The 20,683-nt window shown below is 67.3% G+C and carries 13 protein-coding genes and 2 tRNA genes; 4 read left to right on the top strand and 11 right to left on the bottom strand.

Features of this window, described 5'->3' with window-relative positions; all coding sequences use genetic code 11:
• Nucleotides 1-32 precede the first annotated feature (32 nt).
• The gene (locus A5691_RS04875) at nucleotides 33-458 is read left to right on the top strand and encodes a PH domain-containing protein (RefSeq protein WP_067756360.1); all 426 of its coding nucleotides are present in this window, start codon (nucleotides 33-35) and stop codon (nucleotides 456-458) included.
• Nucleotides 459-479: 21 nt separating this feature from the next.
• Here the strand turns inward: A5691_RS04875 and A5691_RS04870 are convergent, their stop codons facing one another.
• On the bottom strand, nucleotides 480-1,028 hold the full coding sequence (locus A5691_RS04870) for a peptidylprolyl isomerase (protein ID WP_067756256.1): 549 nt from the start codon (nucleotides 1,026-1,028) through the stop codon (nucleotides 480-482).
• A 164-nt stretch (nucleotides 1,029-1,192) separates the two neighbouring features.
• On the opposite strand from A5691_RS04870, the gene cwsA reads away from it, so the two are divergent.
• Nucleotides 1,193-1,627, top strand: a complete 435-nt coding sequence (cwsA, locus tag A5691_RS04865) for a cell wall synthesis protein CwsA (protein WP_068016483.1) — start codon at nucleotides 1,193-1,195, stop codon at nucleotides 1,625-1,627.
• A 12-nt stretch (nucleotides 1,628-1,639) separates the two neighbouring features.
• Here the strand turns inward: cwsA and A5691_RS04860 are convergent, their stop codons facing one another.
• Together A5691_RS04860 and A5691_RS04855 are read right to left on the bottom strand one after the other, a co-directional pair.
• Nucleotides 1,640-4,813 (bottom strand): adenylate/guanylate cyclase domain-containing protein, encoded by a 3,174-nt coding sequence (locus A5691_RS04860; protein WP_068016452.1) that lies wholly within the window; start codon nucleotides 4,811-4,813, stop codon nucleotides 1,640-1,642.
• A gap of 128 nt (nucleotides 4,814-4,941) precedes the next feature.
• Entirely contained in the window at nucleotides 4,942-5,766 is an 825-nt protein-coding gene (locus tag A5691_RS04855; protein ID WP_369807430.1) for a phthiotriol/phenolphthiotriol dimycocerosates methyltransferase, read from the bottom strand.
• Nucleotides 5,767-5,827: 61 nt separating this feature from the next.
• Between A5691_RS04855 and A5691_RS04850 the strand changes: the two genes are divergently transcribed.
• Together A5691_RS04850 and A5691_RS04845 are read left to right on the top strand one after the other, a co-directional pair.
• The gene (locus tag A5691_RS04850) at nucleotides 5,828-7,576 is read left to right on the top strand and encodes an AMP-binding protein (RefSeq protein ID WP_068016455.1); all 1,749 of its coding nucleotides are present in this window, start codon (nucleotides 5,828-5,830) and stop codon (nucleotides 7,574-7,576) included.
• 41 nt (nucleotides 7,577-7,617) lie between these two features.
• Nucleotides 7,618-8,649 (top strand): rhamnan synthesis F family protein, encoded by a 1,032-nt coding sequence (locus A5691_RS04845; protein ID WP_197694399.1) that lies wholly within the window; start codon nucleotides 7,618-7,620, stop codon nucleotides 8,647-8,649.
• Nucleotides 8,650-8,663: 14 nt separating this feature from the next.
• Here the strand turns inward: A5691_RS04845 and A5691_RS04840 are convergent, their stop codons facing one another.
• The 8 genes from A5691_RS04840 to A5691_RS04805 form a co-directional block, all read right to left on the bottom strand.
• Nucleotides 8,664-9,365 carry a GAP family protein gene (locus tag A5691_RS04840; RefSeq protein ID WP_068016462.1) on the bottom strand — a complete coding sequence of 234 codons (702 nt, stop codon included), beginning with the start codon at nucleotides 9,363-9,365 and terminating at the stop codon, nucleotides 8,664-8,666.
• Nucleotides 9,365-10,618, bottom strand: coding sequence for a glycosyltransferase (locus A5691_RS04835; RefSeq protein ID WP_068016466.1), 1,254 nt, complete (start codon nucleotides 10,616-10,618; stop codon nucleotides 9,365-9,367). Before A5691_RS04835 ends, A5691_RS04840 begins: the two co-directional genes overlap by 1 nt.
• Before the next feature lie 17 nt (nucleotides 10,619-10,635).
• Nucleotides 10,636-12,099, bottom strand: a complete 1,464-nt coding sequence (locus A5691_RS04830; RefSeq protein WP_304528526.1) for an acyltransferase — start codon at nucleotides 12,097-12,099, stop codon at nucleotides 10,636-10,638.
• Entirely contained in the window at nucleotides 12,090-18,452 is a 6,363-nt protein-coding gene (gene pks2 / locus A5691_RS04825) for a type I polyketide synthase (protein ID WP_068016471.1), read from the bottom strand. Before pks2 ends, A5691_RS04830 begins: the two co-directional genes overlap by 10 nt.
• 361 nt (nucleotides 18,453-18,813) lie before the next feature.
• Nucleotides 18,814-18,886, bottom strand: a tRNA-Ala gene (locus A5691_RS04820).
• A gap of 154 nt (nucleotides 18,887-19,040) precedes the next feature.
• A tRNA-Ile gene (locus A5691_RS04815) sits at nucleotides 19,041-19,114 on the bottom strand.
• 59 nt (nucleotides 19,115-19,173) lie between these two features.
• Nucleotides 19,174-20,073 (bottom strand): DUF3566 domain-containing protein, encoded by a 900-nt coding sequence (locus A5691_RS04810; RefSeq protein ID WP_068016473.1) that lies wholly within the window; start codon nucleotides 20,071-20,073, stop codon nucleotides 19,174-19,176.
• A gap of 107 nt (nucleotides 20,074-20,180) precedes the next feature.
• On the bottom strand, nucleotides 20,181-20,683 hold a 503-nt coding region (locus A5691_RS04805), incomplete at its 5' end, for a DNA gyrase C-terminal beta-propeller domain-containing protein (RefSeq protein ID WP_304528527.1).

Here is a 20,683-nt window from a genome sequence, read left to right as displayed (position 1 = left end):
CATAGGCCGTGGTGGGAGGGCCTGAGCGGCGCATGCAGCAAACACAATGGGAGCCGCGTGTCCCCGGAATTGCTGGTTGTGGCCTTGCCGGGCTGCTGATGGCTATCGCGTCTGTGACCGTGGTCACAGACGCGCCGGGGCGCATTCTGACGGGGATTGCCGCGGTGGGTCTGATCTTGTTTGCGGGCGCGACGTGGCGCGCGCGGCCCAAGCTGGCAATTACCGCCGACGGCTTGGCGCTCCGGGGATGGTTCCGGACGCAGTTATTACGGCCGTCCGACATCAAGATCATCCGGATCACCGAGTTCCGCCGCTACGCACGCAAGGTGCGGCTGCTCGAGGTCGAGACGGCCGACGACAGCCTGGTGCTCTTCTCTCGGTGGGACCTCGGGACGGACCCGCTCGAGGTGCTCGACGCGCTGACGGCCGCCGGTTACGCGGGCCGAAACCCGCGTTGAGCGGACCGGGAAGGGCCGGGCTTAGGAGATCGTGATCGACTCGATGACGACCGGCTCGGTGGGGCGGTCGTTACTGTCGGTGGACGTCGTCGAGATCGCCTCGACAACCCGCTGCGACTCCGGGTCGGTGACTTCGCCGAAGATGGTGTGCCGGCGGTTCAGGTGCGGGGTCTTGCCGACCGTGATGAAGAACTGGGAGCCGTTGGTGCCCGGACCCGCGTTCGCCATCGCCAGCAGATACGGCTTGTCGAATTGCAGTTCGGGGTGGAACTCGTCGGCGAACTTGTAGCCCGGGCCGCCGCGACCCGTTCCGGTCGGGTCGCCGCCCTGGATCATGAAGCCCTGAATCACCCGGTGAAAGACCGCGCCATCGTAGAACGGACCGGAGGAGCCACCCGAGGCGTTCTGGGTCGAGTACTCCTTGGTGCCCTGGGCCAGGCCAACGAAGTTGGCGACGGTCTTGGGTGCGTGGTTTCCGAACAGAGCGACTTTGATGTCGCCGCGGTTGGTGTGCAGCGTGGCGGTAGCGGTCTGAAAGGGGCTGTTGGTCACGGCATGAGAGTCTGCCACTCCGCGCCGGGATGTCCGCACCCGGTGTCACCCCGAGCCGGGCGACGACCGAAAAGGCGGCGCGCGCAGAACAGTTCCGCCGGCATCCCTATGCTGGCAGTCTGTTCGAGTACCCACGAGCCGGTCCCGCGACGGGCTTGCCCGGCGGCGCAGAAAGGCGGCAGATGAGCGCGAAGGCGGAATCCCGGCTGACCCCGCGCGAGCGACTCGCTCGCGGGCTGACCTACTCGACGCTGGGCCCGGTGGACGTCACCCGGGGGATCGTCGGCCTGAGCGCCCAGTCAGCGCAGTCGACCGCGGCGCAGATTCGTCGCAAATATCAAGAGGGGCGCCTCGCCAAGGAACTCGCCGCTGCCCAGGAAACCCTCGCGCAGGAGCTGGCGGCCGCGCAGGAGGTCGTTTCGAACCTGCCTCAGGCGTTGCAGGACGCGCGGCGCGCACAGCGTCGGACCAGGCGCCCGTTGGTGTTCGCGGGAGCGGCCGTTGTGGTCCTCGCCGGCGGCGCAGTCGCGTTCAGCCTGGTGCGGCGCTCGGTTCGCGCCAAGCCCCAAGAGCCGCAGTCCCGCCCGCCCAGCGTCGACGTGCAGCCGCGCCCCTGACGGCGGTCGGCCCTACCGCATCGCCTCGGCCCAGTCGGCGTGTCCTACGAAGCCAAGCGTCCTCGCCATGTCGCGGTAGCGATCTCGGAAACACGCGTAGGCGTCCGACTCGCCTCGCGCCCGCGCCATGAGGGCGCGCATCCGGTACAGCCAGATTTCACGTATCGCCAGGCCCTCATCGGCCGGTGCGGCGGCTAACCGCTCGATTGCCGCCTCGGCGTCGCCGACGTCACGGTCGCTTCCCCGGTCCAGCAATGTCTCCACCAGTACCCCCGTCGCCAGAATGCCCCAGGACAGCAGCTGCCCCCCGCGGGCGAGGTGGTCGACCGCGGCGGACATCAGCGGTATCGCTTCGTCATGCTCCCCGCGGCGCGCCGCCTGACGCGCCACGTAGACATCGATCATCGGTAGATCGCACAAGAAGTGGCCCCCGCGCACGAACACGTCGCGAACCCCCAACAACAGCCGCTGCCCGCGATCCCGGTCGGCATCCGTATCGCGGTGCAGCAGCGCAAGGCCCAAGGTCAGCCATGCCACACCTACCTGGAGGTTGTCGCCGGACCGTTCGGCGATCGCCAGCGCGTCCTGGATCTCGCGGACGACGGAATCGTCCGGCCGCAGCGCGCCGGCCGGTATCGCGGCCGTGTACACGTAGCTGACGACCGTGACGTAGGACAGCGAGTCGGCGCCGTGGGCCACCGCCAGGCCCCGCCGCTGATCGTCTCGCCAGCCGGCAAGGCCCAGCGCGTAGCGGGCGGTCGCCCGCTGCGCGTAGGCAAGCGCCAGGGGCGACCCGAAAAGAAAATTGCCCTTCGCGGGATCGCCGTCGGCCAGGTCGATCACCCGCTGGGACAAACGCAGCATCTCTGACCACTCGCCGCTTGCCATCTTCGCGCGGATCGGCGTGAAGGACAGCCCCACCGTGAGGGTCGGATCGCCGATGGACTCGATCAGGGCGATGGCTTCGGAGGCCAGCCGTGACGCCTCGCCCACCCTGTCCTGGAAGGCGTGGTCCACGACCAGCCCCGCCATCGCGATGGCCAGCGACGGCTTGTCGCCCGCGGCGCTGCACAACTTGCGCAACTCGTCGAACCGGTCGCCGACGTTGTTGACGTGCAGCCGCCAGGCGATCCCGCACAACATGGTGCGAGGAGCAATGCACATGGCCGCCAGGTCCGGGTCATCGGCAGTCAATGCGTCGGCGATCGTCGTGGCGCTCTCCCAACTCAGACGCGCCGCGGCGATATCGCGGTACGTCGCCCACTTGGCCGCGCGCATGTGCCAGCCGTAGGCACCCCGCAGGTCACCCGCGGCTTCCAGATGTTCGGCGATCAGCGCCGCATTCTGGTCGGCCGATTCCGGCTCGCGGGCCTCGATAGCGGCGGCGAGCCGCCCGTGCATCTCCGCGCGATCGGATTTCAGTTGTGATTCATAGGCCACCGCCCGTATCAGCGGGTGGCGGAAGGCGAACTCGGCACCCGGGGTGAACCGGACCTGATCGATCAGCGCGGCGCTGAGCAGTGCGTCGAGGGCAGGGGCGTTGCCCACCGCAGCGAGTAACTCGGGGGTGAACCGCGACCCGATCACCGCGGCGGCGTTCAGCGTCTGCTTGGCATCCGGATCCAACCGATCGATCCGCGCCGCGATGGTTGCCTGCAGGCTGGCCGGTACGGTGACGTCGGCCACGTCTGTGCTGCAGGTGAATTCGCCGCGCTCGCCCTCGAGCACGCCGCGCTCGGCGAGCTCGTGAATCATCTCCTGCGCATAAAACGGGTTCCCGCCGGCCCGTTCGGCGACGAGCGCTTTGATTCCGGAGACCGACGGATCCGAGCCCAACAACTCGTCGAGCAGCGCAGCGGTTTCCGAATCACTCAAAGGGGCGAGCGAGATCGTTTGGGTGCCAGGGACTCTCGCCAAAGCGCCGTGATAGTCGGGGCGATAGGTGATCAGGACCATCGACGGCGTCTGGGGGATGACGGTGAGGAACTCGGCCAGCATCGAGTCGCTGACCTCATCGATCCAGTGCGCGTCCTCGATGACGTAGAGGACCGGTTGGGTGCGGTTCAGCGACAGGGAGTTGATCAATGCGGTCAGCCGACGCCGCCGCGCGTCGGGATGGATCGTGGGAGGCGGCGTCTCGGGGTCTCGAATGCCCATCAGGTCATAGAGCAGCAGCACGTCCTCGTCGGAGGCGTCGGGGAGGCCCGCGCGCACCTGTGCTCGCGCCGCCTCGTCGTCGAGCTCGGTGATCCGGGCGGCTTCGCGCAACAGTCCTGCCGCGACCAGGAAGGGGACATCGCTGGTGTGCGACTCGCAGTACACCGAGGACACTTCGACACCGCGCCGGCTGGCCATCGCGACAACTTCGTCAGCGAGTCGCGTCTTGCCGATACCCGGCGGCCCGGCAACGCAGACCACACATCCCCGCCCGCTCATCGATCGGTCCAAAAGCCCTGCGGCCGTTGTCACTTCGAGGTCACGCCCTACCAATGCGCCTTGGGGCAGGCCGGTTCGGCGGTGCCCGTCCGTCATGCGCAGCAGACGCCGGGCCAGCACTGGGCCGTCGCTGCCCTTGAAGCGCACCTCCTCGGGATCGCCTAGCTCGGTGGCGTGTTGGACGAGCCGGGCGGTCGACTCGCTGAGCATCACCCCACCCGGCGGTGCCACAGACTCCATCCGTTGGGCCATCCCGACTTGCTCGCCGATCGCGGTGTAGCGGAACGGACCGGACCCGATTTCGCCCGCTATCACCTGACCGGAGTTCAGTCCCACCCGCAACTGCAGGTCCACACCGTCGCGCTGTCGGACCTCGCCCGCCAGCCCCTTGATCTCCTCCTGAACCCCCAAGGCCGCCAGACAGGCGCGAACCGCGTGGTCCTCCATTGCTACGGGCGCCCCGAACACCGCCATGATTCCGTCACCGGTGAAGTTGTCCAGGGTGCCCCCGTAGTGCTGCACGACGTCGGTGCAGCGGTCGACAAGCTCGGCCATGATTTCTCGCAACCGCTCCGCACCGACGGCCGCGGCGATGTCCATGGAGTGCACCACGTCGGCGAACAGCACCGACACCTGCTTGTACTCCGCATGCGCGGCGGGCTGGGCAACCGGCGAACCACACCCGTGACAGAACCGCGCATTCTCGAGAAGCTCGGTGCCACACGCGTGGCACGCCGCTACGGCCGTCATCCGACCTCCGCCAATCCGGCCCCCTGCGTTTGCTGTGGTGATCAAAGAATAGGCCGTCGGGCACGGCGCGAGGGAGTGTTGGCTTCACACGGGGTGACGCCGACGTGAAGTCTCAAGACCCGGACGGATCAGTCCTTGGCAAAGCAGAACAACCGGTACGAAGCCTCGCCGTTCTCCAGACGCCTGTAGATCAGCGAACCGCGCCCCCCTGCATAGTCCTCGGCGATGCCGCGTACGAATGGGACGCTGGGCAGACGCCGGGTGATCTGGTCGAACAACCGATTCTGCTCGAGCCCGCGCATGACTTCCGCGTTGATCGTCGTCGCTGAAATCCGGCGCATCGCGATCCCGGCGAGGTCCGCTTCCCAGGAGGCGATCTCGTCGGCGTAGCGGATATCCGCGTACAGGAAATGCCCTCCCGGCCGCAGCACGCGTTTCACTTCGGCGAAGAACCGGCGCACGTCGCGGTAATTGATCGCGGCTTCGACATTGATCACCGCGTCGAAGGACCCCTCGGGAAACGGCAGGCTTTCGGCGTTACCCTGCACGAAGTTCAGGCCAGGCAGACGGTGCCTCTTTTGGCAGAACGCTATGCCGACCGTATTGAGATCCAGGCCCGTGTAAGACGCCGGGTGCAGCGTCCGCATCAGATACGAGGCCCCACCGCCGTGGCCGCAACTGACTTCCAGCACATCCTTGCCGGTGAGATCCACCTGGGTCGCGGTGCGGTGATAGAGCTGGATGGGGAACCGGTCGGGCTCGTCGGAGGCCGCCAGCGGCAGGGCCATCGGCGGATCCTCCTCGTACCCGTAATTGAGGAATAGGACGTCATCTCTTGTGAGGAGACGGCTGAGGAACCGGTACCCGTATTTGAAGCGCAAATCCAACAGCGCCACCAAGATTGGCGTGCCGTTCAGCCGGCTGATGACGTTTTCTATAGGCGTACGTTGCAACTGCCCATCGTCTCGAGCCCAAAGCCGACGCAGTGTTAATGGCCCGGGTAACCTGACGCCCATGCTTAAGTGTCCCATTCCGACACTGCTGCGCGAACGCGCCAGTCTGCAGCCCAATCGGACAGCGTTCACGTTTATGGATCACGAGCGCGATCGCAACGGAATTGCCGAGAGCGTGACATGGTCACAGCTCTACCGGCGAGTGCTTGACGTCGCACAGGAGTTGAGGATTCACGGATCGCCGGGCGACCGCGCTGTGATCCTGGCGCCGCACGGGCTCGACTACATCGCCGCGTTCCTTGCGGCATTACAGGCAGGGCTGATTGCGGTTCCACTCGGTGGGGCCAGCGACGAACGCGTCGCCGCCGTACTGAAAGACACCTCACCCTCCGTCGTTCTCACGGTATCGTCCGCCGCAGGCGATGCCGCCCGGTACGTCGAGTCGGGGGCCGGGAGATCCGTTCCGTCGATCGTCGCGGTTGATTCGCTGGCTTCGGGCTCGACGGCCGGGCCGCGCGGCCGGGTCGGCAGCGGGATCGACACCGTCTATCTGCAATACACGTCCGGGTCGACGCGCACCCCCGTCGGAGTGATGGTCTCCGACAGGAACATCCTGGCCAATTTCGAGCAGATCAACGCCGCCTTCTTCGGCGACCACGGCGGCGTTGCGCCACCGGACACCACCGTGGTGTCCTGGCTGCCCTTCTACCACGACATGGGGTTGCATCTCGGAATCATCTTTCCGGTGCTCACGGGATTCCACACCGTACTCACGACTCCAGTGGCGTTCCTGCAGCGGCCGGCCCGGTGGATTCAGCTGCTGGCCGGCAACAGTCACGCACTTTCGGCAGGACCCAACTTCGCCTTCGAACTGGCCGCAAGAAAGACCTCCGACGACGACCTGGCAGGGCTTGATCTCGGCAACGTGCTCAGCATCCTCAACGGCAGTGAGCGAGTCCAGCCCGCGACGCTGCGGCGCTTCACCGAGCGATTCGCCACCTTCGGCCTCCAGGACCGGGTGTTGCGGCCCTCATACGGAATGGCGGAGGCTACGTTGTACATCGCCACCCGCGAGGCGGGTCAATCACCACGAGTCGCGCATTTCGACTCCGAAGAACTGACCGCCGGCCGCGCGAAGCGGTGTGCGGGCGGGGGCGGTACAGCACTGATTAGTTACGGCGCGGCGCGCTCACCCCTCGTGCGCATCGTCGATCCGGCGACGAGAATCGAATGTCCGGCCGGAATAACCGGCGAAATCTGGGTGCAAGGCGACAACGTCGCTTCCGGCTACTGGCAGAACCCACAAGCGTCTGAAACGACGTTCGGCGCAACGCTTGTCGATCCGTCGGCCGGCACGCCGGAGGGACCGTGGCTGCGTACCGGTGACATGGGCTTCTTCGCCGACGGCGAACTGTTCATCATCGGCCGGATCAAGGATCTATTGATCGTGTACGGACGCAACCACTCTCCCGACGACCTCGAGGCAACGATCCAAAGCATCGCGCCGGGGCGTTGTGCAGCCATCGCCGTTCCGGACGAGGGCACGGAGAAACTCGTCGCCATCATCGAGTTGAAGAGCCGCGACGATTCCGGCCAGGAGGCTTTCGATCTCGTCCGGCGCAAGGTCACTTCCGCGATATCCACCGTCCACGGGTTGAGCATCGCCGATCTCGTTGTGGTAGCGCCCGGTTCGATCCCCATCACCACCAGCGGCAAGGTCCGACGGGCGGCCTGTGTCGAGCGGTATCGACAGAATCAGTTCGCCCGGTTGGATGCGCAGCGCCGAGGGCCGGCCGTTCGCGCCGACTGAGCACTCACGGACGCCACGGGGACGTGATGAAATTCTCGGAGATGCTGCGCACCGAACGCGAGCGCGCTTCGGCCGCGGCGCGTTACCGCCGCAGCGGCAACGCTTTCCGCTTCCTATGCGAAACCCACCTGGAGCTTCCGCCGGATCCTCCGCCCGGCCGCCGCACGCTTGCCCTGTTTGCGCACTTCGACCCGCAGGGCGTCGTCGATCCGTACGTCGCCTATTACCTGAAAGCCTTGCGGGAGCAGGGCGCGGCCATCGTCTTCGTCTCCGGCTCGCCCACTCTCACACCGGAGTCGGTGGCTTCCATCCGCTCCCTCTGTGATGGCATCTACACCCGCCGAACGCTTTCCTACGATTTCGGCTCGTGGCACCTCGCGTGGTGCATTCTCACGCACCACGGGTGGTCGCTCAATCAATTCGACCGGTTTCTGGTCGCCAACGACAGCGTCTTCGGTCCGCTCTTTCCCCTGGAAGACATGTGGAGTTCGTTTCACGGCGCCGACATGTACGGCGCTGTCGAGAACACCCAATTGGTTCCGCACCTCCAATCTTTCTTTCTCGTCTGGGATCTCGACTCGCACACCCGCACGTTCCTCGAAGACTTCTGGGATGGCTTCCAGTACGTGGTCCACAAGGGGATGGTCATCTGGCGATACGAGATCGGCATATCCGCCCGCGCCCGTAGAGCCGGACTCAGCCTCAACCCGTTCGTCTCCGCCGCCGCCATCGAACTCACCTACGGCCGCCCATCGGCCCGCCCGTGGGCCACCAGACGCTCTGCTCGCAACAACGGCACCCTGCACTTTTGGGATGGCCTCATCGAGGACTTCCGGTTTCCGTTCCTCAAGGCGAACCTGGCCCGCTACGACATGCCGTGGCACGCGTCCATGGCGGACCTGCGCGACGTCATCGAGCGACACACCGACTATCCCTTCCAGCTCATCCAGTCGAACGTGGACAGGCTCGGCCGGAGAGCGCCGACCCTGATGAGCGGCTACGCCCGGCCCGGCGCCGGGCGGATGAACGGGCGCATGGGATCTGCTCGGCGAGGGCCGCGCGGTTCGAACTGAACGACATCGACCGCTCAGAGGCTGCTTACGCCCGAGGCCACCAGCATGATCCCGGCGAGAGCGGGTGCGGCGATCAGAAGCCGGCGACGGTGAATGGCAAACCACCTTTGCAGCTGCACCATCGCCAGCTGGGTCTGCGCCGGCGCGAGAAGATAGCTGACGAGGGGGACCTCTACCAGGACGAGGACCACGATCGTGAAGATCACGACCGCGCCGAGCTGAGCGCCGATCGCTGCTCTCGAGGAGACGATGATGGTGAGCACCACGAGATAATCGGCGAGTGGCACGGTCGTCACCAGTCCAATCCCAAACGCCACCCACGGGTTCCCGCCTTGCAACGCGCGGCGGACGCGGGCCGTCAGCCGGGCGGCCGCGGTCGGTCGGGGCGGCTGCGGGGCTCGGGACGGTGGGGCGCCGCGGTACGCCCACACTCCGGTCGCGATCGCCAGGGCAAGCACGCCGATCGCGATTTGGAAGTACCCGCCCGTGAAGCGCACGACCGTGGACCTCGCGTCTTCCATAACCGTCGCTGGCGAATCCCGCAGGAGTACGAAGGCGCCGACGCCCGGGGCTACGCCCGCTGTGAGGCCGCCCCACCAGTAGGCGAGGAGGTTGTGCCGGGGCCGGGGGCGTGACATCAGGATTCCGCCGATGACCAGTCGCGTCGGGTCCAGCGACAGCCAAACTGCGATCGGCAGCACCGTTCCCCACATCATCAAGCACGCTCCCCGACGGCGACCTTCTCCAAGAGATCCGCTGCCGCGGTGACACTTTCGGCGGGCTGGGTCATCTGGGCGGCGAATTCACGGGCTCGGCCGGCGTAGTGCGGCGCGAGGATCTCGCGGAGATGCCGGGCGAGTGACTCCACGGTGGTGCTCACCAACCGCTGGGCGCGGCCAACTCGCATCCGGCTGACCTGCGCGGCCCACAGCGGCTGCTCGGCCACATCCCAGAGGATCAGCATCGGGATTCCGGCTCGCAGGCCCGCGGCCGTGGTGCCCCCGCCACCGTGGTGGACCATGGCGCGGCAGAGTGGAAGCGTGGCCGCGTAATTCAGCGGGCCGACGAGCTTTATTCGGTCGGATTGTGAAGTACGGTGTGGGGCGCCCTCGCCCGAATAGACCAAGGCCCGTTCGCCAAGCTGCGTGCAGGCGGCGGCGATCATGGCGATCGTGTCGGCCGGGGATCGGACCGGTGTGCTGCCAAACCCGAAGTAGACGGGGGGCGTTCCCGCGGTAGCCCAGGCGGCCGCCTCACCGTCGTCACAGGTCGGTAAATCCATCGTGAGCGCACCGACGAACGGTCGCCGGCCATCCCATTCCTTCGCCAGGCCCGGAAAACAGGCTCGGTCGTAGGCCTGGATTTCGAGCGCTCCGCGATGCGCCATTCGCTTCGCCGCCGGGCCGGCGGCCCGCGGAAGGCCCAGTTGACGGCGTTGCTCGTCGTCGACCTCCTTGGTGATGCGCCAGTACAGCCACCACGCCGTCCTCAACGCGGTGCGGACCAGGGGGGCCGGCGATGGTACCGACGGAAGGGCCAGCTGGCCATTGACGCAGATCGGCATGTGGTGCAGTGTCGCCACTGGGATGTCGTAGTACTCAGCCACATTGGCGACGACCCCGTGGTAGGTCTGGCCGGTTACCAGCAGGTCTGCGCCGTCCGCCACCGAAGTCAGCGTCGTGCCCATCTGCGCCCAGCCCTCGATGAAGAGCTCCCTGCCCGAGCGGACCAAGCTGAGCGGATTCTGCGGCTTGAAGGCGCGGTGGTGGAAGTCCGCGAGCGCGTTCACCTGCTCCTGCGAATCCGGCCCGTAGGCGACTGCAGGCAGCCCGGCGGCCTCCATGAGGCCGATCAGGTTGGGCGGCACCGCCATACGCACTTCGTGGCCGCGCCGCATCAGCTCGAGGCCGGCGGCGGCGCAGGGCTCGACGTCACCGCGAGTTCCGTGGGCGGCCAAGACAACCTTCATCGCTGCTACCGGCTCCGTCAGTCGTCGTCCGCGTAGGCGAGGTCCGTGGTTTTGGTCGGTGCACTCGAGCCGGGGCCTTCCAAGACTCGCTTGAACACGCCTTGCAACGCGTTCAGAAATCGGATGACGGAGTCCCTGGCCGCCGGATTGTTGGGGAAATTCACCCATATTGATACCGCATCGAAGAGACGGATCACCGAGATGTACAAGTGCGCCGGATCCCGTGGATCGCAGTAGATTTTGAGATTCGCGTTCTTCATGTGGGAGGAGACGGTGGCAGAGAACGGCGGCAGGCCGGCATCCATGTAGTTGACCATGGTGCAATTCGGCCCCCACGGTCTGAGCCAGGGCGCCAACTTCAGCACGTCGTTGAACGACACATTCGCGAGATCCAGATTCGAGTCGAAGGATGCCTGCGCGGCACGCGCGGTCTCTGCAAACGATGTCGGGTCGACGGGGACGGTGAACGGGACCACGCCGGTGAACCAGCCCATGGTCGAGAATTCCGCCAGGGTTCTGCGTTTGTCGATGGGTGCGAGGCCGTAATACGTTGTCGCACCAGTTAGCTCGTATTGCGCGAGAGCAACGCAGGCGAACAACCCCCCGCTGATGCGCGCGGCCGCCCGGATGCAGAGTGATTCGAAAGCCGCGGTCTGTTCCTGGTCCATCAGCCGTTCGACCATGAGGTCACCACCGGAGGGCACCGACAAGTCACCGAGGGGAAGCGGGAAGTCCGGCAGCGTTCCGCCGTTCCGTTCGGCGAATTCGATCCATTTCCGCACCTCGGGGGAAGAGGACGTCAGGCCGGCCAGGTGTTGCTTCTCGCGCACGCAGAAGTCGTCGTGGCTGGCGGGCGGGGGGGAGGCGACGAGCGCGCCGCCGGTGATCAGGACCCGGTAGTTCATCAAGATTTCCGTGTACAGCCCCGAGATGATCGTCGGATCGCAGTGCACGTGGTCGACGATCGCAAAGAAGCTGAAGTGGTCCGCGCGCTGGATGATGCCGAACCTGAAGCAGTCCCATTGCACCGGGTCCGGGGTGGACAGCACGAACTGGCGCCACTCGTTGGGTGTCATCGCGTCATGCCGGATCGGAACGAACTCGATATCGGCGGGATCTTGGATGGTGTGGCGCACAATGCGTTCCGCGTCTTCGTACGCGAACCAACTGTGATACGTCTTGTGCCGGCGCAGGTGTGCATTGATGACGTAATTCATCGCGCGGACGTCGCACCGGCCCGGTTCGTCGCCGCACCCGATGACCAGCCGGGCATAGTCTAGGCCCCGAGCGGCGTATCGCGAAAAGCCGCGCAGGTGCGCCTCCTGCATGGCGCTCAGCGGCACATCGCTTGCCGGCGCGTGCCGGGCTTTCTCGAGGGAGGCCGGAGCTGCTTGCCAGGACACGATTCTGCCCGCCTCCGGCATCCAGTCATGAACGGTTCCCACGAACAGCCCGCGCGCCGGCCCTGCACCTACGAACACCCTGCCCCCTTCGGCACGTTTGCTCCGGCGTCGAGATCGGCGGTGGCGGAGAGAGTCTCACACAGCAGCCCGGCCAAACCGCGGATCGTGGTGATGTCGTTGGTGGTGACGCGGACCCCTGTTTCCGCCTCGATACGGGTCCGTAGCTCCAGGTTGCCCATTGAGTCGAGTCCATACTCGGACAGTGGGTGATCCGGGTCTATGGTTCGCCGGAGAATCAGGCTGACCGCGTCGGAAACCATGCGCCGGAGCCGGGCCGGCCAGTCCTCGCGCGGCAGCGCGTGCAACTCGGCCGCCAATTCGCCTGCCCCCTTGGGGCTTTGGCTTCTGGAGCGAAACAACTCGGCGAACCTGCTGCGTTGTGCGTATGCGGCGAACCACGGTGTACCCGTCAACTTCGCATAACCGGCGTACGGCCGGTCGTGGCGCAAGAGCGCCTGAAACGCGTAGGCGCCCTCCTCGGCGGTGAAGGCCGTGTCGCGCCAGTGCGCAATCGCGGTGCCTTCGCCGTCCTGCCCGGGAGTCACCTCTTCGCCGGTCTCCGACCTGACCTCGGCGGCGCGACCGACCTCTGCCCACAATGCCCAGCCGATCGCGGTGGCCGGAAGGCCGCGGGCGCGGCGCCACCGCGCGAACGCGTCCAGCCAGCTGTTAGCCGCGGCGTACGCCGTTTGTCCGGGCGAGCCCACAAGACCCACCGCCGAGGAGAACACGCAGAACCAGTCCAGGCGGAGGTGGGCCGTCGCCTGGTGTAAGTTCCACGCCCCGAACACCTTCGGAGCCCAGTTGCGGTCGACGAGCTCGTCGCTCGTGGTGGCGAGCATCGCGTTCTCGAACACCGCGGCGGCGTGCAATACCCCCAGCAACGGCAGACCGGTGGCAGTCGCCGCCCTCACCAAACGCGTAGCCGTGCCGTCCTCGGCGATGTCGCCGCACTCCACCTCGATGTCGGTGCCCATCGCCCGGATGAGTTCGATCGTTTCCAACGCCTTGGCATCCGGCCGCGACCGGGAGCTCAGTACGATGCGGCCGCAGCCGGCCGCGGCCATCCTTTCGGCGAGGAAGAGCCCGATGCCGCCCAGGCCACCGGTGATGATGTAGGAGCCGTCGTTCCGGAAGGTCCGGGCTTGACGGGGTGGTACGACGACGTTGGTGTGACCGGTCTGCGGCACATCGAGGAGGACCCTGCCCGTGTGCTCGGCCTCGCTTTTCGCTCGGAGGGCCGCGGCGGCATCGCCGAGCGCGTGGTGGGTGATGTCCGGTGTCGGCAGCTCACCCTGTGCGACAAGGCGGTACACGGTGTCCAGCAACCCGCCCACTCGCTTTGGATGGCTCTGCGACATCAACGCCAGATCGACGTAGTGGAACGTGTGGTTCCGCCGGAATGGAAAGAGCTCCACCCTGGTATTCGCATCGACATCCTGCTTACCGATCTCCACGAATCGTCCGCCGGCGGCCAACACCTCCAGGCTGGCACGTTGCGCCGCGCCCGACAGCGAGTTGAGCACGATGTCGACACCATATCCGTCGGTGTCGCGGCGGATCTGTTCCGCGAACTCGACACCGCGGGAGTCATAGACGTGGTCGATTCCGAGGTCGCGCAACAACTCCCGCCGTTGCTCGCTTCCGGCGGTGGCGAAGATTTCGGCTCCCGCGGCGCGGGCGATCGCGATCGCCGCCCGCCCCACGCCGCCCGCGGCGGAATGGATCAACACCCGTTCGCCGTTGGCGATCCTTGCCTGCTCGTGCAAGGCGTACCAGGCGATCGTGTGCGGAGTGGTCACCGCAGCCGCCCGGTCGTCGGTGAGGCCCGGCGGCAGCGTCGCGGCCAGGCGGGCGTCACAGGTGACGAACGTTGCCCAGCAACCACTTCCAGAGAACCCGCCGACGTGGTCACCCACCCGATGGGTGGAGACGTCGGGACCCACGGCGGTCACGACGCCCGCGAAGTCCGTCCCGAGGCGTGCTGCATCGCCGTTACCACCGGCCTGCCCGCCTGCTGCGACCAGAACGTCGGAGAAGTTGATGCTGGATGCGGTGACCGCGACCTCAATCTCCCCCCGCCCCGGCGGGAATCGTTCAAACGCCGCCAGTTCCAGCGTTTCCAAATCGCCGGGCGTGCGGATCCGCATGCGCATCCCGTCGTAGGGGTGATCCGCCACGCCGGTACGCCGCTCCTCAGGCCGCAGCGGCCCGGGGGCCACGCGGGCGGTGTGCCACCGACCGTTCCGCCAGGCCGTCTCGTCCTCGTCCGACGGCCCCAACAGTTGTCTGGCCAGTTGCTCGGCGTCGGACTCCTCGTCCGTGTCGATCAGCGTTGGGCGCAGGTGCGGATATTCGGTGCCGATAGCTCGCACCAGGCCGCGCAGCCCGGCCTGCTCCAGGTTGTTCACGTCCCCCGGCACAACGGCCTGGGCATTGCGCGTCACGACATAAAGACGCGGCGGCTCTTGATCGATCTTGGTGATATGCCTCGCAATTCGCGTGAGATGACGGACATAGTCCCCGCCACGCTGGGCGCACTCCTCATCGGGGTTGCCGTTTTTCGGCCCGGTCAGGATGACCACCCGGCGGACACTGCCGATACCAAGGTGCGAGCCCAGGGTTTCGGAGTTGGACAAATGATCGCAGTGCTGCGGCCATGTCATGGTCGCGCAGTCGGTTCCCGCGGACTTCACCGCATCGGCCAGACTGGTCGCCATCACGTCCGCGGTGGTGGAAGTGCTGATCAGCAAGCATGATTCCCGGCCCAGGTGTTCCACGTCGGGCAGTGTTCGCTGTGTCCACTCGATGGTCAGCAGTCGTTCGTTCAGCACGCGATCGCGATGGGCACCCTCGGCGGCTCCGGTGCTGACTTGCAGTCCGTCCACGGCCAGCAGCACGGTCCCTTGTTCATCAAGCACCTCGAGGTCGGCCTCAACGCCGGCCCCGTCGGCGGTTGACACCTTCGTGTAGCAGTACCGCGCTCCGCGGGTCTCGGCGTAGAGCCGGATACCGCGGACGCGAAGCGGTAACAGCAGCCCGGCGCTGCCCGCGACTCGGGCCGCGGGGTGCGCCGCAACCGATTGAAAGCACGCGTCAAGCAGCGCGGGGTGGACGCCGTAGGCGCTGTGTTGCGAGCGGATAGCACCGGGCAGCGCGACCTCCGCCAGCACCGTGGCGGCGCCCTCGCCCGCGCTGTGCGCCGCGGCCAGTCCGGCGAAGGCCGCGCCATACTGCAAACCGTGGTCGTCGAACTGGTTCCGCAGCTCGACCCCGTCCAGCCGGCACGAGTGGGCCGCGAGCAGGCCTGCGATGTCGTAAGCCGCCGGGCGGTCCTCCCGTCCTCCCGCCCGCAGCACCGCCGTCGCCCGCCGAATCGGCTTGCGCTGCTGAAAGCTCTGCACCACGAAACCGGCGACGCCGGGCGCGGTCATCGACGCGTCCGCGCAGACCGGAGTCTCGTCGTCCAACAGCAGCGTCGCCTCGAATGCGATGTCGCGAACCTGCGACTTCTCGCCGAAGATCGTGCGAGCCGCGGCCAACGCCATCTCGCAGTACGCCGCCCCCGGGAGAACGGCCACGTGGTGGATGCGGTGGTCGCCCAGCCAGGGCTGCGCCGCGGTTCCAACCTCGCCCTGCCAGACGTGGCGCTCGGGTTCCTCGGGCAGCCGCACATGTGGCCCCATCAGCGGGTGCACCGGGACGGTCCAGGCGCCGCGTGCCCGCGAATCCTGACCGTCGCGGTTCAGCAGCAGTCGGCGGTGGCTCCACGTCGGGAGCGGAACGTCCACCAGTTGGCCCCCCGGATAGAGCGCCGAGAAGTCGACGGCCGCGCCGGCATCGTGCAGATCCGCCAGAAAGCCGCGCAGCCCGTGCGGGAGTTCCTGCTCTCGGCGCATGGCGCTGAGGGCGGCCAGCGGCATACCGAGGCTGGCCGCGGTCTGTTCGACCGCATGGGTGAGTAGCGGATGCGGCGCCAACTCCGCGAACACGCGGTGGCCGTCCTCCAACGCCGCCTGCACGGCGGCCGCGAAACGCACCATGTGGCGCAGATTGTCCGACCAATACCAGGCGTCACACACGGGCTGCTCGCGCGGGTCGAATGCGGTCGCGGAGTAGAAGGGTACGTCGGGTGTCCTGGGGTCGACCTCTGCGAGGGCGTCGGACAGCTCGTCGAGGATCGGATCCACCTGCGGGGAGTGCGACGCCACGTCGACGGCGATCTCGCGCGCAGGCACGTCGCGTTGCTCCCACGCGGTGACCAGGTCGCGCACGGCCTGCGCGGCGCCGCCGACCACCGTCGACTGCGGTGAGGCCACCACCGCCAGCACGACGTCGTCGACACCCCGGGCCATGAGTTCCAAAAGGACCTGCTCGGCCGGCAGTTCCACCGACGCCATTGCGCCGGAGCCGGCGATTGTCGACATCAGCCGGGAACGGCGGCAGATCACGCGGACGCCGTCCTCCAGCGACAACGCCCCGGCCACGACCGCGGCCGCGGCCTCGCCCATCGAGTGGCCGATCACGGCGCCCGGCCGCACCCCGTAGGCCCTCATCGTGGCCGCCAGCGCGACCTGCATGGCGAACAACGCCGGCTGGATCCGGTCGATCCCGGTCACCGTGGCGGGCGTCGAAATCGCCTGGGTGACTGAGAAACCCGATTCCCGGGCGATCAGCGGCTCCACCGTCGCGACCGTCGCGGCGAACACCGGTTCGGTAGTGAGCAACTCCGCGCCCATCGCCGCCCACTGCGAGCCCTGGCCGGAAAACAACCAGACCGGTCCTCGGTCGTCCTGCCCGACCGCCGGCTGATAGGGGAAGCCGCCGGCGGCGACCCCCCGCAGCCCCGTGGTCAGCTCGTCGAGCGTGCCGGCGATGACCGCGGTGCGCACCGTCCGGTGCGCCCTCCGCCGGGCGAGCGTGTACGCCAGGTCCGATGCGGCGAGCCCGGGAGCGTGTTTTTCGACCCAGTCCGCGAGCCGTCCGGCGGTGCGCCGCAGCCCGTCTGCCGACGTGGCGGACAGCGGGAAGAGCAGCGGGCCATCGATCGCCGGGGGAGTCGGCGGGGCGCCCGATGTGACCGGCCCTTGCTCCACGATCGCGTGCACATTGGTCCCCGAGAACCCGTACGACGACACCGCCGCCCGGCGCGGTCCGTGCTGGCTGGGCCACGGTGTATTAGCCTGCGGCACAAAGAGATTGGTCTTGATACGGGACATTTCGTCGGGTAATTGGGTGAAGTGCAGGTTGCGCGGGATCACCCCGTGTTGCAGCGCGAGAACGGCTTTCATCAGGCCGAGGGCTCCGGCGGCCGACTGGGTGTGCCCGAAGTTGGTCTTGATGGATGCGAGCGCGCACGGCCCGTCCGCGCCGTACACCTCCGCCAGGCTGGCGTATTCGACGGGGTCACCCACCGGCGTTCCGGGACCGTGTGCTTCCACCATGCCGACGGTGCGGGCGTCCACATCCGCCGCGGCCAGGGCGGCCCGATAGGCCTCGACCTGTGCGGCCCGTGACGGCGTCACGATGTTCACCGTGTGGCCATCCTGGTTTGCCGCGGTGCCGCGGAGCACAGCCAAGATTCGGTCGCCCGCGCGCAAGGCATCCGCCAACCGTTTGAGCAACAAGACGACGCAGCCCTCGCCGGCCACGAACCCGTCGGCGCCGACGTCGAAGGCGCGGCAGCGTCCCGTGGCAGACAGCATTCCGATGGCGGAACCCGAGCAGGACTTACGCGGTTCGAACGACACCGAGGCGCCGCCCGCCAATGCGAGCTCGCTTTCGCCGTCATGCAGGCTGCGGCACGCCATATGCACCGCCGCAAGCCCCGACGAGCAGGCGGTATCCACCGTCATCGCCGGACCGCGTAGCCCCATCGTGTAGGCAACGCGTCCGGAGCCCATGGCGAAGCTATTGCCCAGGTAGCCGTACGGGCCCTCCAGGGCGTTGGCGTCCGCGTGCACCAATTGGTAGTCGTCGTGCATCAGTCCCATGAAGACGCCGGTGCGGGAACCGGCCAGCGTCTCTCGGGTCAGGCCGCCGTGCTCCATGGCCTCCCACGAGGTTTCCAGCAGCAGGCGGTGCTGCGGGTCCATCGCGGTCGCCTCGTTGTCGGTGATGCCGAAGAACTCCGGGTCGAAGCCGGCGACGTCGTCCAGAAACGCGCCCCATTTGCAGACGGACCGACCGGGCACACCGGGCTGGGGATCGTAGAACTCGTCGGCGTCCCACCGCTCGGGTGGAATTTCGGTGACCAGGTCATCGCCGCGGAGCAAGGCCTCCCACAACTGTTCTGGAGAATCGATGCCTCCGGGCAGGCGGCAAGCCATGCCGATGACCGCGACGGGAGTGGCTACCGGGTGCGAAGACATAGCCCGCCCCGCACACGCGCCCTTGATATTGGCCCGAACAAAGCCGTTTCCTCCTCACAGCAAAGGCGGAGTCGCGCTGTCGGCTGCCTATCGCGCGATAGCAACTGTCGGGTTGTGGGGCTGCCTACTGCGACGTCGATATCGAGGGTGTGTGGTTTGGCGGTGGGCTTTCTCGCAGGTCAACCGCTTTCGCTGCGGCTGCGACTTATTCGGCACGCGATCAGTGCTTACACACTAGCGGGATAGCTATCGATCCGGGACGCAAAACCCGCGCCAAATTCGGGCGGGTCGCGAGTTACGCCAACCGTTTCCGTTGGCTGTTCCTGGCGGCGTGGACGCACGTCGGCGCGCCCACGATTTGTGGAGCCTAGGGGAATCGAACCCCTGACACCCGCCTTGCAAAGGCGGTGCTCTACCAACTGAGCTAAGGCCCCTCGCCGGGCTCGGGTGGTGGCTGACCCGTGGTGTCGTCCACCGCCACGTGCCAGATCTCGACCCCGCGTCGGGACCACGCCACCGCCGCCACCACAGCGATCAGTGTGATTGGCAGGGCAAGTCTTACGCAACGTCTTGATGGGCACATGGTTGTGGGCCTAGGAGGACTCGAACCTCCGACCTCTTCGTTATCAGCGAAGCGCTCTAACCGCCTGAGCTATAGGCCCGTACACGCGTACGGCCGAGCGACGAGATTACCGCAATTGCCGCCCGACCCCCAAAAACGCTAGTCGCGGTCGGCCAACGTCACCTCGATGCCGCCGATCAGATCGGTGGTCAGGTTGTAGACGAACGCGGCGATGGTGGCCATCGCCGTCAACAACACGATGTTGACCAGGCCGATCAACACGGCCCCGCCGAAGATGGTGCCGCTGGAGACCAGTTCGCCGCTGCTGCCGCTGGTGTTGTTCAGCAGGTCGCCGACGTTGCTGTTCAGCTTCGACCACACGCCCATGCCGCCGAGGACGAGATACAGGAACGCCACGGCGATCATCCAGACGAAGAACAACGCGACCGAGAGCAACAGCGAGACCTTCAGCGTGCTCCACGGATCGATCCGGCGGATCTGCATGCTGGCCCGCACGGGCCCGCGCGGTCGCCGCGACACCTGGGTGCGGCTCTCGCGGGTCTCGCGGCCCTCCCGGTTTTCCGTGGCCGACGACCGGCCGGATCCCGCCTGTGTCGACGGCTCCGGCGCGCGGTCGGGTGACGCTTTGCGCTGGGGGCCCCGCGGAATCGGGCCGGACAGGTCGGGCAACTCGCTGGCGTAAGCCTCCGCCGGCGGCCCGTCGCCACGCCCCTGCGGGGCGTCGTTGTCGTGCGGCGGGTTTTTGCCCTGCGCGGGTGCGCCGGGGGCCGCGGTGCCGGAGATGAACCGGTTGAGCCGCGCCTCGACACCACTGGGCGGGCCGGACTGGCGCGCCTCGGTGGGCGGCTCGGTCTGCCGTTGCGGCGCCTGCGGGGGCCGGGGACCGCCACGCTGCCACGGCGGTGAGTCCCCGGCGTCCGGAGCGCGGCCGGCCGGTGCGGGCGGCGTCGCGCGGTGGGCGCCGGCACGCTCGGCCGAGCCATCCCCATTAAGGCCATCGCCCAGTTTGGGGGCGCCCGGCTCGTTCGGTGAGGTCACCCCGACTCCTTAGCTCTCCTGCCACGGCCGCGGGGGCGTCGCATTTTGTCCGGTCGGGCCGAGTCTAATTGCCCGGCCGTTCGTCGGACCGCGCGGATTGTCAACGACTAGTCGTCTGCGTCCGCGGCGCCTTCCGCTTCGTCGACGACTTCGTCCGCGTTCTCCTCGGCGTTGCGCGCGATGGCCAGCAGCGTGTTGTCCTCGCCCAGGTTCATCAGGCGAACACCCTTGGTCTGCCGTCCCGCCTTACGGACCTGCCTCGCCGCCGTGCGGATTACCCCGCCGCCGGAGGTGATGGCGTAGAGTTCGCTGTCTTCGTCGACGATCAGCGCGCCCACCAGCTTGCCGCGCCGCCGGTCGTACATCACCGTCAGCACGCCCTTGCCGCCGCGGCCCTGCACCGGATACTCGTCGATCGCGGTGCGCTTGGCGTAGCCGCCGGACGTCGCCACCAATAGGTACGTGCCCTCGCGAACCACGTTGAGCGACAACAGGTAATCGTCGGTGTTGAACCGCATGCCCTGGACGCCGGAGGTGGCGCGGCCCATCGGGCGCAGCGCCTCGTCGGTCGCCGAGAACCGGATGGATTGGCCGTTGGCCGATACCAGCA

The sequence above is a fragment of the Mycobacterium sp. E183 genome, from assembly GCF_001667735.1.
GTDB lineage: Bacteria > Actinomycetota > Actinomycetes > Mycobacteriales > Mycobacteriaceae > Mycobacterium.
The sequence above is the reverse complement of the archived record's forward strand: the minus strand, read 5'-3'. Positions and strand labels throughout refer to the sequence as shown.

What these genes read in the sequence shown, in the direction of transcription:
- A5691_RS04875 (WP_067756360.1), top strand. Translation starts at nt 33, where the DNA reads ATGCAGCAAACACAATGGGAGCCGCGTGTCCCCGGAATTGCTGGTTGT.
- cwsA (WP_068016483.1), top strand. Translation starts at nt 1,193, where the DNA reads ATGAGCGCGAAGGCGGAATCCCGGCTGACCCCGCGCGAGCGACTCGCT.
- A5691_RS04860 (WP_068016452.1), bottom strand. Translation starts at nt 4,813, where the DNA reads ATGACGGCCGTAGCGGCGTGCCACGCGTGTGGCACCGAGCTTCTCGAG.
- A5691_RS04850 (WP_068016455.1), top strand. Translation starts at nt 5,828, where the DNA reads ATGCTTAAGTGTCCCATTCCGACACTGCTGCGCGAACGCGCCAGTCTG.
- A5691_RS04845 (WP_197694399.1), top strand. Translation starts at nt 7,618, where the DNA reads ATGCTGCGCACCGAACGCGAGCGCGCTTCGGCCGCGGCGCGTTACCGC.
- A5691_RS04840 (WP_068016462.1), bottom strand. Translation starts at nt 9,365, where the DNA reads ATGATGTGGGGAACGGTGCTGCCGATCGCAGTTTGGCTGTCGCTGGAC.
- A5691_RS04835 (WP_068016466.1), bottom strand. Translation starts at nt 10,618, where the DNA reads ATGAAGGTTGTCTTGGCCGCCCACGGAACTCGCGGTGACGTCGAGCCC.
- pks2 (WP_068016471.1), bottom strand. Translation starts at nt 18,452, where the DNA reads ATGTCTTCGCACCCGGTAGCCACTCCCGTCGCGGTCATCGGCATGGCT.